Origin of the sequence: Halosegnis rubeus (assembly GCF_009184545.1) — an archaeon.
Lineage (GTDB): Archaea > Halobacteriota > Halobacteria > Halobacteriales > Haloarculaceae > Halosegnis > Halosegnis rubeus.
In genome coordinates this window covers 105,216-120,899 of record NZ_QJOW01000005.1, presented here as the reverse complement: position 1 = coordinate 120,899, position 15,684 = coordinate 105,216, and the positions used below count along the sequence as shown (strand labels likewise).

The 15,684-nt window shown below is 59.4% G+C and carries 11 protein-coding genes; 1 reads left to right on the top strand and 10 read right to left on the bottom strand.

Going from position 1 to position 15,684, the window contains the following annotated elements; all coding sequences use genetic code 11:
- Positions 1–51: 51 nt before the first annotated feature.
- The 4 genes from DMP03_RS11885 to DMP03_RS11870 form a co-directional block, all read right to left on the bottom strand.
- On the bottom strand, positions 52–381 hold the full coding sequence (locus tag DMP03_RS11885; RefSeq protein WP_004594519.1) for a hypothetical protein: 330 nt from the start codon (positions 379–381) through the stop codon (positions 52–54).
- Positions 382–387: 6 nt separating this feature from the next.
- Positions 388–738, bottom strand: coding sequence for a hypothetical protein (locus DMP03_RS11880; protein WP_004594520.1), 351 nt, complete (start codon positions 736–738; stop codon positions 388–390).
- Between the two features lie 156 nt (positions 739–894).
- A complete protein-coding gene (locus DMP03_RS11875) occupies positions 895–1,221 on the bottom strand; it encodes a DUF7558 family protein (RefSeq protein ID WP_011222441.1) in 327 nt (108 codons plus the stop codon).
- Positions 1,221–1,511, bottom strand: coding sequence for a hypothetical protein (locus DMP03_RS11870; protein ID WP_004594521.1), 291 nt, complete (start codon positions 1,509–1,511; stop codon positions 1,221–1,223). The genes DMP03_RS11875 and DMP03_RS11870 overlap by 1 nt, the downstream gene beginning before the upstream one ends.
- Before the next feature lie 525 nt (positions 1,512–2,036).
- Here DMP03_RS11870 and DMP03_RS11865 point away from each other — a divergent pair.
- On the top strand, positions 2,037–4,016 hold the full coding sequence (locus DMP03_RS11865) for a hypothetical protein (protein WP_004594522.1): 1,980 nt from the start codon (positions 2,037–2,039) through the stop codon (positions 4,014–4,016).
- Positions 4,017–4,059: 43 nt separating this feature from the next.
- Here DMP03_RS11865 and DMP03_RS11860 read toward each other — a convergent pair whose 3' ends face one another.
- The 6 genes from DMP03_RS11860 to DMP03_RS11835 are packed head-to-tail and all read right to left on the bottom strand — an operon-like array spanning position 4,060 to position 15,622.
- The gene (locus tag DMP03_RS11860) at positions 4,060–6,075 is read right to left on the bottom strand and encodes a hypothetical protein (protein ID WP_134671650.1); all 2,016 of its coding nucleotides are present in this window, start codon (positions 6,073–6,075) and stop codon (positions 4,060–4,062) included.
- A 39-nt stretch (positions 6,076–6,114) separates the two neighbouring features.
- Positions 6,115–10,485: a type IV secretory system conjugative DNA transfer family protein gene (locus tag DMP03_RS11855; protein ID WP_004594534.1), complete on the bottom strand. Its 4,371-nt coding sequence runs from the start codon at positions 10,483–10,485 to the stop codon at positions 6,115–6,117.
- On the bottom strand, positions 10,478–12,562 hold the full coding sequence (locus tag DMP03_RS11850; protein ID WP_004594535.1) for a VirB4 family type IV secretion system protein: 2,085 nt from the start codon (positions 12,560–12,562) through the stop codon (positions 10,478–10,480). Before DMP03_RS11850 ends, DMP03_RS11855 begins: the two co-directional genes overlap by 8 nt.
- Positions 12,559–13,572 carry a hypothetical protein gene (locus DMP03_RS11845; RefSeq protein ID WP_004594536.1) on the bottom strand — a complete coding sequence of 338 codons (1,014 nt, stop codon included), beginning with the start codon at positions 13,570–13,572 and terminating at the stop codon, positions 12,559–12,561. The genes DMP03_RS11850 and DMP03_RS11845 overlap by 4 nt, the downstream gene beginning before the upstream one ends.
- 6 nt (positions 13,573–13,578) lie before the next feature.
- The gene (locus tag DMP03_RS11840; RefSeq protein WP_004594537.1) at positions 13,579–14,952 is read right to left on the bottom strand and encodes a hypothetical protein; all 1,374 of its coding nucleotides are present in this window, start codon (positions 14,950–14,952) and stop codon (positions 13,579–13,581) included.
- On the bottom strand, positions 14,945–15,622 hold the full coding sequence (locus DMP03_RS11835; RefSeq protein ID WP_232508509.1) for a hypothetical protein: 678 nt from the start codon (positions 15,620–15,622) through the stop codon (positions 14,945–14,947). The genes DMP03_RS11840 and DMP03_RS11835 overlap by 8 nt, the downstream gene beginning before the upstream one ends.
- Positions 15,623–15,684: the final 62 nt, after the last annotated feature.

The window sequence follows — 15,684 nt, the reverse complement described above, 5'->3', positions numbered from 1 at the left end:
GTTAAAAATGGGGGCTCGACGGCCTGTCGCTGCGGCCTTTCAACCGGTCCCTCAGTGGTCGTCCTGTGCGTTTAGCTCCTCGAGAAACCAGCTGGCTGCGGTTCCGATCCGAACGCCGTCGACGTTGCGCATCTCAAGGCCGTTCGTGGCGGTCCGGAACGGCTCGTCGTCGACGAGGATGCGGTTGATGACTGTCCGGACCGACTCCGTTCCGTATCTGTCGACGAGAGCCGCGACCGCCGTATCGAAATGTGCATCCTCGTGCTCGGTTCGCGGGTTCTGCGCCCGGTAGATCACGAGGTCAACCACATCGTCGACCGATGCGTGCTCGGGATTCCCGGTTTGCTCACGAACATTATAGTTGGCCTCTGTATCAGGCATTGCGAGTCACTCCGCCGCGTCGTCCGTATCGGTCGTCGCCGAGTCGGTTTCTCGTTGCTCACGGATTGCAGCCAGCGTCTCCTCAAGCGTACCCACACAGCCGATCGCTGCGAGCTCATCGGCAATCTCGTCGATGAGTGCGGCTCGCTCGACGGCAGTCTCGTCGCCGGCGGTCCTGTCGATCGATGCGACGCGAAGCGCCCGCGTTTCGTGCCAGCCACAGTCCCAACAATCGCGGGTCACCTCGATCTGCTCGTCCTCTTCCGCTGCGAGGACGGCGTCGGACAGCGACGTCGACAGGGGCCGGTCTGGTCCGACCTCGAGGGTGACGGGGGACCCGCACGCGGGGCAGTCCATAGTCATCCCGAGGAGCGCCCGTCTGTTGAAGATAGCGGAGCAACGAGACAGCGACACAACCAGCGCTGCTGAGTTCGCGGGGTGGGACAGCTACGGACAACTGTGACCCTCCCGCAGTGGTCGCCGTACCACTCGCGTCGACGACCGCTCGGCGGGTCAGTCAGAGACGATGTGTGCCTCGAGGTCGCGTGTCCAGTACGTTGCTGGCCCGCCTGGACTACACCGCGCACAGACCTGTATCGGGCCTTCGAGATGGCCGAGTTCGATTCGAAACCGTGTGAGCGCTGCGAGCGCGTTGACGACGAGGCCACAGCTGTCACAGGCGTAGTGATCACGATCATCGGGATCCGGCGTCTCTTGGATCGCACAGTCGACGCAAATCGGGTGGTTGACCCGCTCTTCCTTCCCCCACGTGTAGGCGATCCCAGTCTCTATCCCGGATGGAGCCTCGCAGAAGGCACAGCCGGCCAGCGTCTGCTGCATCACCCATCACCCTCGCCGGCGTCCCGGGCGGCCGTCCAGCCTGTGTGGAAGACGGCGAGCTGCTGCATCGATTCGAACGCTGTGTTGCTGGGCTCGTGAACGAGGAGCCGCTGGTCGACGACCGGTGTGACTGTCCCGGCATCGAGTAGCTCTCGAACCAGCTGGCGGGCCGTCTCGTCGTCAAGATCCGCCGTCGATGGTGACCGCGCATCCCGATCCTGAGCGAGCAATTCCGCTTCGAACCGTTCGTGATCGTCTGCCGTATCGTCGTATCTATCCGGACCAGACATACAAATCAGGGGCAGCACAGGAACCGCCCCGCACCCACTCGGGGGCACAATAAACAGTCGCCACAGTCACCATTCTCAGTCACGATGTCGATCTGCTCCTTCACCCTCCACGCCCCACGCCATCGTCCGGGTGGCAGCCTACTCTCGCTTGGCCAGCGGCCTGGCATCTCGGCCCTGGTGGCCGCGAACATAACTTTGGGCCGCCACCCCCACCACATATCGGTTGATTTTCCTGCTGTCTAGTGGCACAATTCGCCTCCAAATCGCAAGACAGCAATACCTGACACCAGATTTCGGGGGCTGTCCGGGAACTCCCTCGTCGGTGAGTCTGGTGTCTAGTGCTGCCGTCCTACGATTTGTTGACTCAGCACGACTCTCAGCATACCTGGTGTCTAGGGGAGGTCGTCGCTGGTGTCAGGTTAACTGTTCGGACGATTTAACCGAAATGGCCCTGTCGAACTCTGAAGAAAGTGAAAGAAATTCTGGTGACAAACGCTTTTCACCCTCTTTTATATACTGTATAGTATGTCTGAAAATGAGAAAAGCTTCTTCGAGTATACCGAGTTTTATTCTGACTCAGAGACTCAGGATCCCGAAGAGGTTATTCAGGATCGTCAAGACCCGGAGATAGCGTACGCTCACATATGTAAAATCGCAGGGACAATCAACGCAGGGTTGGATGCGGTACCTGAGGACCAGCGGGATACTGTAAAGGTGTACTCGGTCGTGGATCTTTTCCGAGCAACGATGCAGTATATCGAGGAGTTTGGATCCTATTTCAGATATCTCATTTTGAATAAGGAATCCTATATTAATGAGATTATCCGGACTTCAAGCGGAGATATACGGCCACTCTTTGAGGCTATTCTGGAGGAGGAACTTGATGGGTATCTTGATAAACGAGATGTTGAGGCTGACTCGAATGAGGTTCTGAGTTTGATCTTTGGGTATCAGGCGGTGCGAGAGGGAGCGATTAGTTTCTCAGAGGAAGAACTGGAAGATGTTCCAGTTGATGTTGGGTTGGCTGATATAGAGATTCACGAAGGTGAGGGTGAGGATATCCCTGAGTCGATGGAGATGGAGTTGTTAGTCGAGGATTCGATTGAGAATCTGAGAAATAAACTCAAGAATATTGCTGTCTTCTATTTGAATTTCCGAGAGGCGTACAACGCCGTTAAACACGGCAATCGGGTTACGGTTGGTGACAGTACTGGGTTTGAGCTCGGGAATGACGAGTTACTCGATGATCGAATTGTTCTCGATGATGAAGTCATTCAGTTCCTGTGTAAGTACTCTGCTGATTCACAGGATGGTGAGCCGTATCTGCTGACTATTCCTCGATCGATTCTGGAAGAGAAGACTCTGAATGTCGTCGAAGATGTGTATACTCTCTATACCCAGGCATATGATGTGGCGACTTTAGATGAGGGTGAAGAGATTAATCTCAGCTTCTGGAAGTCCACCGGTGGTGGTGGCCAGGATGAGAATGATTTGATACATATCGCTAATCCTGATTCTCGGATTCTATTGCCGAGAAATGTAATGCCGGATGTAATTGAGGATTTGCAGGTTCCAGAAAAGTCAACAGTAGAGTGGATCGGTAATTGGTCTCTTGCCGGCGACACGCTGGAGTTTGAGGTAGAGTTTGGTTCGGAGCCTACACCTGAGCATCCAATCCACGTTGAGATTAATTGGGAGAAGACTGCCGATGATATCCACGAATTCGGAGAAGGCCAGTTCAATTTTAATGTTGATCCTGATGATCTGAGTGTTGAGCAATACTTTGAGATGCTCAAAATCCAGGATAAGGATGATATCCGGAGGGTAGAATTTGAATTCCCAGATTCGGATAAGACGTATCAGCAGCGGCTTGAGGAGCCTTTCGAAGGTATCGATTTACCTGAGCCCGAGGATCGTGATATCCTCGAGTTTGTGAAACGTGTGGGGTTGGCGACGGATACTCGGATTCCTCTTCCGGAGTTTATCACGGAGAAGCATCGGGAGGTGTACGATGACTACAAGGATTCCGATTTGGACTCTGATACAGCAGAGGAGATTCTTTCTGAGCTTCAGGAGCGAGGTGAAAAGGTTCGGCGGTCATTAGTGGGTGTTGCTGTCTGGGAGGGTGATTTCTCGGATGTAGATGTTGATGAGGATGAGCCGGCACACGCTGAGGATTTAGGCGAGCTCCGTGCTATAATGGGTTTGAGCGAATCTCAGGATGCGGATGATATGGAACGTTTTCCTGGGGAAGTACGCTGGACACACCCTGAGTCGACGAAGTATACACCTGATGAGTTACTTGATAAGCTGCGAGAAGGGTATGGGGAGACGGTCGGTGAGCTCCAGCGTTCGGAGGTTGATAGGGAGGAGGCTGAATCGGAGTTTAGTCATCGGATTCGTTTCGGGCACGAGACTATGTGGGGAACCTTTGATAAGCACGTTATCGATATCTTCCCAGTGTCTGAGGGGGCGTTTGATAGAGAGGATTCGCCGGAGACGTGACTGTTGAGGTAGTTTAAGATTTGATGCTGAGTGAGTGAGATGTCTACCGATTGGATGAAATGAACCTTCTCGCCCTGTCAAGTGGGGATCGATTCTCGTCCTGGTTTCCCTGATTTGGCTCTTGCTCGAACTCACGTTCTTCGAGAGCAGCCTCTAGCCGATCACGTTCAGAGCGGACGGTAGCGAGCTCCGATTGGAGATGGTTGACCTTTGTTTCCAGCCCCTCGATTTGCTCCGATTTCTCCTCCAGTTCAGATTCGAGACGCTTGATTTTCGCTGTCAACAGACGGTTCTTTTCGCGAAGGTGAGCCCGGTCCAAGTCACCAGGTCGATCGTCACTCGTAGGAGATTCGGGGGGTGACTTCGATTCATCGTCAGCTGCGTTCTCCTCGGGCGTGACCCGCTCGCGCCCGTGGTTCAGGTCCGTGTCTTCGATGGCTTCTAGCGTCTCGTTGTAGGTTTCGTACCCGGGGAATCCCTCGTAGGTTCCTTCCTCGCCCTCACGATCGACGAACGCATTCTCCGGACAAATCTCGAGCGCGACAGCCGCTTTCCGAACGGCCCAGAACGGCATCTGGTCGTAGGTCCCGCCGTCGACGCGGTCCGATCCGGCCTCTGGAACCCACACCGGAATGTCGTAGCCGGCGCTCCGCAGTTCGTCGACGGCAGCCCAGTAGTCCTCCCCGTCGAGGTCCGCATCGGCGGCGGAGATAATCCCCGTCGCGAGCGCCATCAGCTTCGCCGGCCCGCCCCCGGCGTTAACCTTCGAATCGCCGAAGGTATTGGCCTGCTCGTCGACGAAACAGGATTGCCCGCTCTCACTGTGGCGCCAGCACGGGTCGAACTGCGGCCGCGGCTGGTTCGGATCCGTATCGTAGGCATCGCTCGCGTAGTGACGGGCAATCTCGGTGATGTCGATATCCTCGACAGCCTCGTAGACGTCCTCTTTGAACGGCGTAACGGGACGGCCTTCGAGGGTACCGTCGAGTTCTGCCATTCGCTCTTCGCGTCGCTGGAGCGCTGCCTCACGCTGTCGCTGGCGCTCCCGTTCCCGCTCACGCTCCGCTTCCACCCATTCCTCCAGCGTGGCCTGCCACCCCCCGTGGTCCTCGTACAGGTCCGGCCAGAGCGTCGCGACAAGCGAGTCGACGCAGTCCGTGTGCTCGACTCGCGTGAGGTCATCGGCCCAACTGACCGCCTGCTCGAGGAGTGCGTCGTCGACACCCTCGAACGGACGGAGTTCGTAGCGGACGTTGTCGGTCGCGATGGGCGTGACGACGGCATCGTGGTCGGCGTGGATCGAGAGTGGCGGCTTGTACTGGCGGTTCTTGTTGTTCACCCAATCGGGCTGAATGACGTCGCCGGCGCCGTCGACGCGCTCGTTCACGCGGGCCTCTGCCTTCTGGAGCCATGCGTTCGAGCGGTCGAGGAACTCGTTGAACACCCGTTCGAGCGCATCCGGATCGTCATTGAAGTGGTCCGCAATTGGTAGTGTGGCCTCCGGGGCCCCAAAGACGTACGCGCCCCCGACGGAGTCCAGCGCATACACCGCCTTCCGCGTGCCGTAGAGCGTTGCATACTCGTCGATGTAGGCGTCGAGGGTACGCTCGACGAGGGCACGCGTCTCGCCATCCAGGTCGCCTCGCTGCGGCTTGATGTCGTCGGCGAGGTCAATATCGCCCCAGGTGGGAACTGCCCGGAGGTCGGCATACCCGGGGGTTGGGGGCTCATCCTGCCAAACGGTCGTCCCCTCAGACTCGTCGTAGCGACAGGGTTCCCACTGTTGGAAGGCGGTCGGTGTCTTGTAGGTGGTGACGGCATAGAGGGTCCGGTTGAGGCGGTCGTGAATCTCGTCGTAGTCACGATCGAGGCGGGCAACCCGTCCGCGCTGCGGATACCCGGCCTTAATCGCCTCGACGTCGTCGTGGTCGCGTTTGATGTACCATCCGACGAAGTCGTTCAACCCGATGGTTGGATAGTTCTTGACAGTCGCCAGCGCCTCGTAGATGGGTTTGGCACGACGGTAGTGCTCGCGGATGGCTGCCTCGGAGAGCGTCATTTCGTGTGCTCCTGCACCTCCTGAGCGGGAGCGAAACGACTACGCACTGGCATCATTCGGTTCCTCCTGGTCGCCGGCGTCGTCCAGCTCGATTCCGACGTAACAGCGTCGCGTCTGACCGTCCAACCACTTCTTGTCACGCTCGAACGCAACGTGGTCGCGAAGCGTACGTGTGAACCGGTTTTTTGGCTTCACCTCGTACTCCTCGGCCGTCGCATATTGCTCGTACGCATCGTAGACCTCAGCGACCGCGACGACCCCGTCGCCGGATTTAACGATGCTATCGCGGACGAATGCTTGGATGCCGAACGGATCGTTCTCGTGGTCTTCCTGCTTCATAGATTGCTTATCGGCAGGTTCGTCTGGCTCCACACCTGCCAGATGGAGTTCATTGTTTTCGATCGCCTCAATGAGCCCAGCAAGGTCTTTGGTCGCGTCAGAGTCTCGAGTGTAGAGCTCGAGATTCTGCTCATCCTCGATGACACCTATCGCATACGAATCATCCGTGTACTCCGGAACGGGTAGGTCGGTACTGGGCACGAACGGGCGCTTGACAGGTACCCAATCCGCTTCGAACGCCTCACGTGACTCGTAGGACTCGGGAAGTTCTCCCGGCCTAAAGACGGTGTATGACTCGCTCTCGGCGTCGTAGCTGTACGTCGCCGGGAACTGATCTTTCGACACAGCGTCGAAGGAGTCGATCCGGGCGTGCTGGTCTCCGGCACTATCCTCGAGGACGAACGCACCGTCCCGCTCGAACCAGCGGGTGTGGCGACTACCACCAGTGGCCGGTCGGACGGCCGTCACTCCATCCGCGGCTCGCGCACCACCGTTGAATGTGACGTTGTGGTTCATCGTATACAGCCGTGTTTCCCCGGAGGAGAGCTGATTTCGCGGCTCGCTGAGGATTTTCGCAAGCCGGTCGGCAATCTCGTCAGCCGGCTGATCGTCGTGGTCTGCGACGACGAACAGCGGGATTCGCTCCTGTTCCTGGGCCTTCCGGAGGTTCGTGAGGACCTTCGCCGGCCGGACGTGGGTGGTGGTTTCGACCTCCACCTGGAGCTCCCGGTCGAGATCCGGATGCGTCGCGATGGCATCGGGGCGGGACTCCCCGTTCTGATCGAGGACCTCCACGGAGAACCCCGCAGTTGCGAGGGATTGCTCGACCGTTTCAAGGACTGCATCGTGGTGCTCGCCCCCGCCGGTCGGTGATGTCGACGTGTCGGGCGCGGCTGCTTGCTCACCCTCGTCTGTGAGCCGACACTGCACCGACGAACCACCGTCCGGGAGATCGACCTCGATGAGCGAGGACGCCTCCCTCACTTCTGGTAGTGTCTCGTAGCCCTGCGCCTCGATGGTGTCTTCCTCGATGCGCGAGAGCAGTTCCTCATCGACGTCCTCGACGGAGACCCAGCCGTTCGTCTCACGTACGTCGTTCGACAGCTGGACGGCGCGAATCGCACGGGCCATCGCGACTTCCAACGGTAGGTCATCCGCGTTCTCCAGAGCGACGTCAGTCGCAGCGTCACGGCTCTCCACGGTCGTCCCGCCGGCGACCCCGTACTCCTCGCGGGTATGCTCGTGGACGGCGTCCAAGGCGTCTTGGAATCGCTCTTCTTGCGTCCCGGTCAGTGGCTGCTCGCTATCGGGATGACCGGGTGGAATCGGAAGGGGTTCGATACTGAACGGGTCGGGGCCGGTTTCGCCGAACTCTGGGCTCGGGAGCTGTGCGATCCACTCGCCACGCGGGAGGGAACTGATCCGATTCTTGAACTCGACGGGATCCATTGCCTCGTGTGAGAGTGCCTCGGCGATGTCGGCGTCGACGGCGATCTTCCCGACGAGCGGACTGCCGATGTTGTTCAGGACGTTCAGGTAGACCTCGCGGTTGCCGGCCTCCTTCATCTGCTCAGGGAACTGCGTCACGAGTTCGATGGATAGCCGGAACTCCCGCCCCTTTTCGAGCAGCGTCGTCAGCGTATCAGAGACGACGACCGACGACGCTTCGTCGATGAGCAGGTTCGCCACGTAGTCGTCTGGCTTGCGGGCCAGCTCGTCGCCGTCGCGACGCTTGACAGCATCGTAGAGCTGCGTCAGAATGACGCCGGTCATCACACGGGCGGCCTCGTCGCGGAGATCGCCGAGGTCGAAGATGACTACTTTGTCCTCGTCGAGGAGGTCGCGGAAGTCGAACTGTGACTCGGTATTGTTGAAGATCCGCCGGAGATGGGCGTCCTGCGTGATGTAGTCCATCCGGTTGCTGATGCCGCTCACGACGTTCGAGAACGTCGCCGGGTTCGAGCGCAGGTGTCGCTCCAGTTTCTCGGCGACCTGCGGGTCGCTGGCTCGCGGTGCATCTTCGGGTGTCGAATCTGGTGGCCCGGCGGCGTGGAACTGGGTCACCGCCTGCTCAAACTGGTCGTGGGTGAAGTAGTTTGTATCCTGCCGGAAGTGTCCGTTTTCGAGGCCGTACTCCTCGTCGTACATCGCCTTGATGAGGTACTTGATGAGCGTCGGCGAGGCGATGGCGTCCTCGTACCGCTCCGGCCCCATCACGAGCTTGATGAGCTCCTCGTAGTGGTCGGCCTTGTCCTGAATCGCGTCGACGCGTCGGACGCCGTCCTCCAATGCCGGCGTGATGTCGAAGAACGCGAAGCCAGGCAGGATGTCGGGCACCGAGAAGTGGAGGACGTTCTCCTCGAGGTCGTCGGTGCCGAAGCGCTTCGCGTGAGCCCGCATATAGTTCTCGGGGAAATTCCCGCCCTTGGAGTCGATGATGAACACTGGCCCGTTCGTCTGGTCGTACAGCGAGAGGGCGTCGTTTTCAAGCGCGACCGATTTGCCGGCGCCGCTCTTCGCGAACCGGCCGACGTGGAACGGAAGTAGATGCGGGGGAATCCGCATCGGCTCCGACGTGGGCGTACCGTCTTCCCCAAGACCGCGGCCGATCGCCATCCCGGCGTCCGTGAACGCATCCATGTGGTCCTGCGCCGGGAGTGGCAGGGGCGTCCGGCTCTCGGGTTCGGCGTCGGACCCCCGCCCGCCCTCGGTCGTGAGGTCAGTTGCCGGCGGAACGACCACGAAGTTCGCCAACTCAGCCGGCCCGAGGACGAGATCGGGGCGGGTCTTCCGCCAGTCGCTCTTGGTAGCCAACGTAGCGTTGAGTACCCGGTCGGCGTGCTTCTTGGCTCGCCGCCCCTTTCGAAGCCCACGGCGGATGCGCTTCGGTCGGAGCCGATAGTGCGGTCCGTTCAGGTGATCGAATACCGACCCGATATCATCGAGACGATGGTCAACCCGCTCTCGTTGTCGGTCGGAGGTCACGAGCGAAAGTGCCCGCATATTCACCGTGAACGTGTGCTGTGGCTCCTTCTCGTCGATAGCCTCGACCCGCTCTCGCCCACCGATGTCGAGATACCGACGCTGTCGCCCGGTGTTCGACGGACTCTGTGGTTCGTTCTCTGTGTTTCCGAGGAGTTCTCCGAAGAACCAGTCGACGACCCGGTCTTCGCCTTCACGGAGCTTCCGCTGGCGCTCTCGTGCCTCGTGCGTCCAGTCCGATTTCCGCTGAAAGAGTACCTGGAACGCGATCGGGTGTTCGGCCCGGGTCAGCTGATCGATGAGTGACGCGAGCGGGGCCCGAGCGTGATCGTCATCGTCGTCTTCCGTATTCGTGAATTGGGGTAGTGTCGTCATCCAGTCTTCCCGCCGGGTAGCCTGCCCGTGCCAACTGATTCCGAGTGGGGTCGTCTCATCGACGGTCGGTTGCGTATGAGCCGGCTGGTGATCGGCATCGAGTTCGGAGTCGGACGGACCAGCCGCTGTGGACTCGTCACTCGAATCGGCCTCGAACAAGACTTCGTCCTCGTCCTGCGACATAGTGCTCTCCGACAGCACACTTCCGCCATCACCGACCGGTTCCTGCCCCGTCGAATCGAAGAGAGTCACGGGCTCTGAATCCGAATTCGGGTCTCCGGAGAATTCCTCAGCTGTCCTGGGGTTCATTCCGTGGCTATCGTCACCTCCGGCACTGTGGTCCTGAGACGGGTCTGCTGTCGATGGGAGTAGCTTCGTTTCCAAGTCAAGGGTGACCCGCTCGAACGTGACGGTCGGAGGATACAGCGTCCGGAGGCGTTCTTCGAAGGCATCTAACCGGCGGTCGGCCCCGTAATAGAACTCGACCGGCTCGTCTGCCCCCTCACTCACTGCGAGGAACTCGAACACCGGTGGCGGATCGCCGAAGGGACCGATACTTGCGAGAAGTCCGTCGTTGCCAGCGTCAAGGCCGTGGAGGCCGGCCAGTTGACGGACTACGGTCTCCGGCGCGAGATCGCTCCGGGAGGGAGTGATCCGGATGTACTCGTCGCCGTTAGCCACTGACGGGATTTCTGACGGGGTCTGTTCAGTCATCCTCCTGAGTGGTAGTGCTAGTTGGTTCACCGCCGTCGGCACGCGTTCCGGCGGGTCGGCTATCTGGATTCGTCACGCTCGTCGTCGGCTCGGGTTCAAGCTCGGCCACGTCCGCAGCGCCGCCGTCGATAACGTGAGCCTCGTAGTCACTTGCCCGAATTCGGAGTGGGAACCATCCCTCCTGGTCGATACCGACGAGCGCCTCAGAGTAGCCGTCCTCGTCTTCCCCGGCCTTCGCGGAGGTAACCCAGTTCACCTGCCGCTCGCTGAGGTCGAACCACTTGGCGATCTTCTCTTTCTCCTCATTGACGCGGTGGAGGACGGTCAACGAACAGAGGTTCGCGATGGTGCGTGCCTCCGGCGTCAGCGCGAATTCACCCCCCGTTTGCGTGATGAATTCGAGGCTCAGATCGAAGTGGCGGCTGTGCCGGACGGCTGTCTCCAGGAAGTCCAACGAGACGGCGTCGTTCATCAGGTAGTGCGCCTCGTCGATACAGAAGACGACGCGCTTGTCGGTCTGTTTGACCCGCTCGTAGACGCTGTTGAACAGCACCTGCATCATCAGGCTGGTCTCCGCCCGGCCACGGGTCCCCTCCTCCTGGTGGAGATCGAGGTAGATGACCTTCGAATCGAGGTCGAACTCGGAGGGGCGAGCCAGATTCTCGAGTTCACCGCCCTCGCGGAATGACGGTCGGAGGTCCTTGAGTAGCGACTGAGCATCGGACTGGACGGCTTCCTGCTCCCCATCCGTGACGTAGCCGTACTCCTCGGGGTCTTCGACCATCTCTTCGAGGACCGTGATGACGTCGTGGATGGTGGGCGAGTCCCGGGTGTGCGTCTCTGGATCGCGGGTGATCCCGCGCTTCTCGTAGGCTTCTTGGACGGCCCGCCGGAGCGTCTGGTTGCGCTCGCCGAGTGGATGGTCTGCGACGTGCTCGAAGAACGTCGCGAAGAAGGTCATCACCCAGTTGATCTGCTCGCCCCACGGGTCGATGTCGTCGACCTCCTGCAGGACGTGGTCGGGCGTCGGTTTGATTTCCAGCGGGTTCAGCCCCCGCCGGCCACCGACCGTGATCCGCTCGCCATCGAGCGCCTCGTTGACGCCGGCGAACCCCCGCATCGGGTCGAGCATAATGACGACCGTATCCTCGTCGAACATCGCCCGCCGCACGAGCCGGAGCTTCGTCGCGAAGGATTTGCCTGCGCCGAGCCGGCCGATAACCATCATACAGTAGCCGGTTTGCCGTTTGAATCGGTCGAGGATGAGTGGACTCGAATTCAGCGCGTACGTCCCGTATTCGATACCGGGTTCCGCAAACGCACCGGAAACGAAGGGGAACATCGCGCCGACTGCCCCGCCGAGCATCGGCGTCTTGCTGTCGAGCGTCTCGTTGAACTGATCCAGGGCGATCGGGCTCGCTGAGGTGAACGTCTTCAGCTGTGACCACCGGGGCGTCACCGGCGTCAGATTCGCAGGCGCTTGTCGGGCTGTCGTCGACACCGACTCGGCGTCGATGTTCTCGCGATCGTTGCCCCTGACCGTGAGATACATCGAGACGTCGAACGCCTGCATCGTCGTGTTCCGAAGGACGTCGTACATCTCCTGGTGGTCCTCGAGGTCTTTCTCGACGCCCCGGGCGCTCGCACGATGCTTCTCGGTCAGGTACTCGTAGTCGGCTTCGAGGTCCTCGATCTTGTTCTCCAGCGAATCCAACGTCTCTCGCGTATCACGAGGATCGATGTGGATGCTGACATCTGTCTGTTGGGTCTCGGCGGCCGCGTACAGTTTTTCGAGGAAGCCATCCATCGGAGCATCGGGATACTCACCGACCCACAGACTCTGCGCCCACTGGGTGTCAGTCCGGAGGGCGCTGGGCGTTCGCTCGATACTCGACGGCGAGACGACGGTCTGATGGATCTCGGGGATGCCGTCGACTGCCTCACCGTCGGCCTCGTAGTCCACGGTAAACTGTGATTCAGCATCTTCCCCCTCTTCGTCGGGGGCCTCGTCTGCGGTCGCCTCGTCGTCAGTTTCTGAACTATCCGAGCCGGTGAAGGGCAGCAGGTTTCCAATCATGACTTGTTGATGACGGGGGACGTTCGAAGCACCTGTTCGGGGTCGCCGTACTCGATTTCCGTGCCGGTCCAGTATTCCGCGATGAGGCGGGTGAGTTCGGCCGCATCAACGGGGCGCGTGTCACACCCCTCGATGCCGCGGAGGCCGCGCTCGACCCGCCGGCGCCGCTCGTCCAGTTCCTCGAGCATCGCGGCTCGCTCTTCCTCCTCCGGCGGCGCCGTGACAATCTGGATGAGGATGCCCAGTACGGGGATCCTAGCGAGCTTTTCGAGGAGGCTGGCCCGTTCGTATCGGACCTCCTCAGGTCGTACCGGAATCAGGACGTAGTGGTCGCGAATGGTCATCTGACGCTGCGCCAGCTCCCGGTCGTACCAGTCGACGTAGTGTTCGATGAGCGCCTGGAGTTTCTCGTTCGATTTGACGTCCGGGTCGCTCAACCGGTCTTCGTACCGCCCGACGTACTCGTCGGCGGGGAACGCCTGCGTCGTCGAGTAAATCTGGATCGGGAACTCGACGGTCGTATTGACGAAGTCCTGGAAGGCCTCCGCCTTCTGGGCCCACTCCTCGTCGGTCGCGAGCGCCATCGTCGGTGGCGACACCTGAACGGCTCCGACAAGAGCCCGGTCCGTCCGCTCGATGGCGTCTTGTCGCGGGTAGACGCGCTCGACGTGAGTGTACTCCTTCGCCTCCTCGTGGGCGATCTCCGTCTCGCTGCGGTGGAAGTTCACGAACAGACCGAGCCAGTCGAGACTGTTGGTGTAGCCGGGCGTGAGGTAGACGAACAGCCCACCGAAGGCGATCGCAATCGCTGCGAGGGGGATCGTGAGGGCGGACACCGGAATGCCACGAACGGTGAGTGACGGTGGGATAACGACCTGCGTCACCAGGACTACCAGTACACCGGGAAGACCGGCGACGGCGAGGTCCGTCAGCGAGTACTTCCCGAGGAACTGGGTGTCGGTACCGAGTGACTTCGGAATTCGTTTCGCGGGGTCAGTTGCGGAGCTCATGGGTTGTTAGTGGATATAGCGTGGCGGGTCATCTGCTGAATCTGGATTCCGGTTCCGAGTCTGGGGGTCCCGGAACGCATCGTCTCGATCGAATTCCTCGCCTCCGTCGTTCCCACTACTATCCTCGCTGGTGGTGGAGCCGGCCGTAGAATCATCATTTCCGCCGCCGAGGTTTCCGCCTCCGCTGTTTCCTCCCCCTCCACCGCTGCCGTCGGTGATCGCTTCACGGAGGCGAGAGCCAGTCGTATTGAGTCGTTGGCCGGTAGAGTGGGCTCTCGAATCACCAGAGTTCAAGACGTATTGGCCACCGCTCTTGACTGCGGGCTCATCGCGCACTCCTCGAACGAAGTTTCTCCCACCCTGTTTGGCCGATTGGACTTGTTCACGCCCTCTAGACAACCGACTACGGGCCTTCTCAGCAGACATATGCCTGGCCGCCCTGTCGGCGATGAAGAACAACGCCCCGGCCTGCCAGAACAAAACAAACGGAGAGGCAACGGCGAGAAGCGGGATAACGAGTGCCGTCAACCAAGCCCCGAACTCACCGGCTGAGGGGCCGAAGCTCGTCCCCAAGATGTCCCCGAGACGGAACAGGAGAGCAACTGGAACCGTCATAAACAGGAAAGGGACGTAGAACCCGGCCAACTTCTTCATGAATTTCGAGACTAGGGCGAACGGCCCGACGCCAGGGATCCAGAATACAATGAGTAGTGGCATCAGGAACACAAATAGGTAGAGTGCCAGTTGTCTCGCTAGGTAAATCAGGCCGATCAACACGAATAGGAGCAAATTCGTTGAGAGAGCGACGACCGTGCCGAGCACGCCCATCCCAGTGAACGACAGCGTCTGGAATAGCGAGATTTCTGACACCGAGGGGACGAGGAACCCAGCCAATGCATCCATAAACCGCAACGATAGCGCTGAGATCCACCACCACGACAAGATACCGAGCAGTCCAGCGAAGGCGCGTTTCTTGAGCTTCGAGCGATGGTATCCGTTGAACAAGTGGCTCGTCGATTCAAGGAAAATGACGATTCCAATCGAGAGGCCGTACAGCGATAGCGAAAGCGGGATAATCATCTCCCAGTAGTAGTCATAAATTCCGGGCCACGCTGCGTTCGTCGGCTGATTGAACACCGAATCTGGATGGGGAGTACCCACCACTGTCCGCAAGACTGCATCACCGTGATTCTCTATGACGGTCTCTATAGGGCTGAAGAGTATCTCAAGGAGTTCTTGGATAGCGCTGATGATAATGTCTCCAAGAGCACCTCCATCGCTGCCTCCGTCACTTTGAGCTAAAACCGGAGCAGTGCCCGTAGTCAGTAGCCCGAAAAAGACGAAGATAGAGCGAACTAGGAATCGGACGGGACTACGCATTGTCTCCACCCCCGTCCAGTAGTTCAATCTGGACGTCTTTACACGGGTGTTGGATTGCGCCTTGATCGTCGATGTGGTATCCACCGGACAGTTCCGCCCGAATCGGTTGCTCAATATCTCCGTGTGGGGTCTGAACAACAACGGTTAATTCTGCAGTATCACTCTCACATGAGACATCGTCGTTGTCATCGATGACGAGAACACCCCGTTGTTTCAGGAATTCCCGTTCAGTACCGGGGCTGAGGAATTCTTCGCTCGCCTCCGGACGCTCGAACGTGGTATCAGCAACGCCGTCTCCTTCGATTACCTCAGGTGCGTTCCGATACGGCGCATTCCGGAAGCCAATATTATACACCCAAGAGGGACCAGTACCGACGTTCTCGACCGTCACAAAGAGCCGACCGCTACTGTAGCCATCATCTTCATCGAACTCCGGTTCGACATCGACGATCTGGATATCGGGCCGAAGCTCCAGGGACATCGACTCAGATGTCTCGCCCGAAACGGCGACTAACTCGTACTCGCCGGCAGAGTACGTCCCACCAGTCTTGAAGACAATCTGTATTTCGACTCTTGTAGCTCCCTGTGCAACGGTTGACTGTTCGAACGTAGTACCATCTGGACCAATCAGATTGAGTTGGTCGACATCGTGATCATCAGCCAGCGTCACCACAAGGTTGGGTCCCGCGAAGCTGATTTCCTCAAATACCGAATCTGTAGACGGCGACGTAG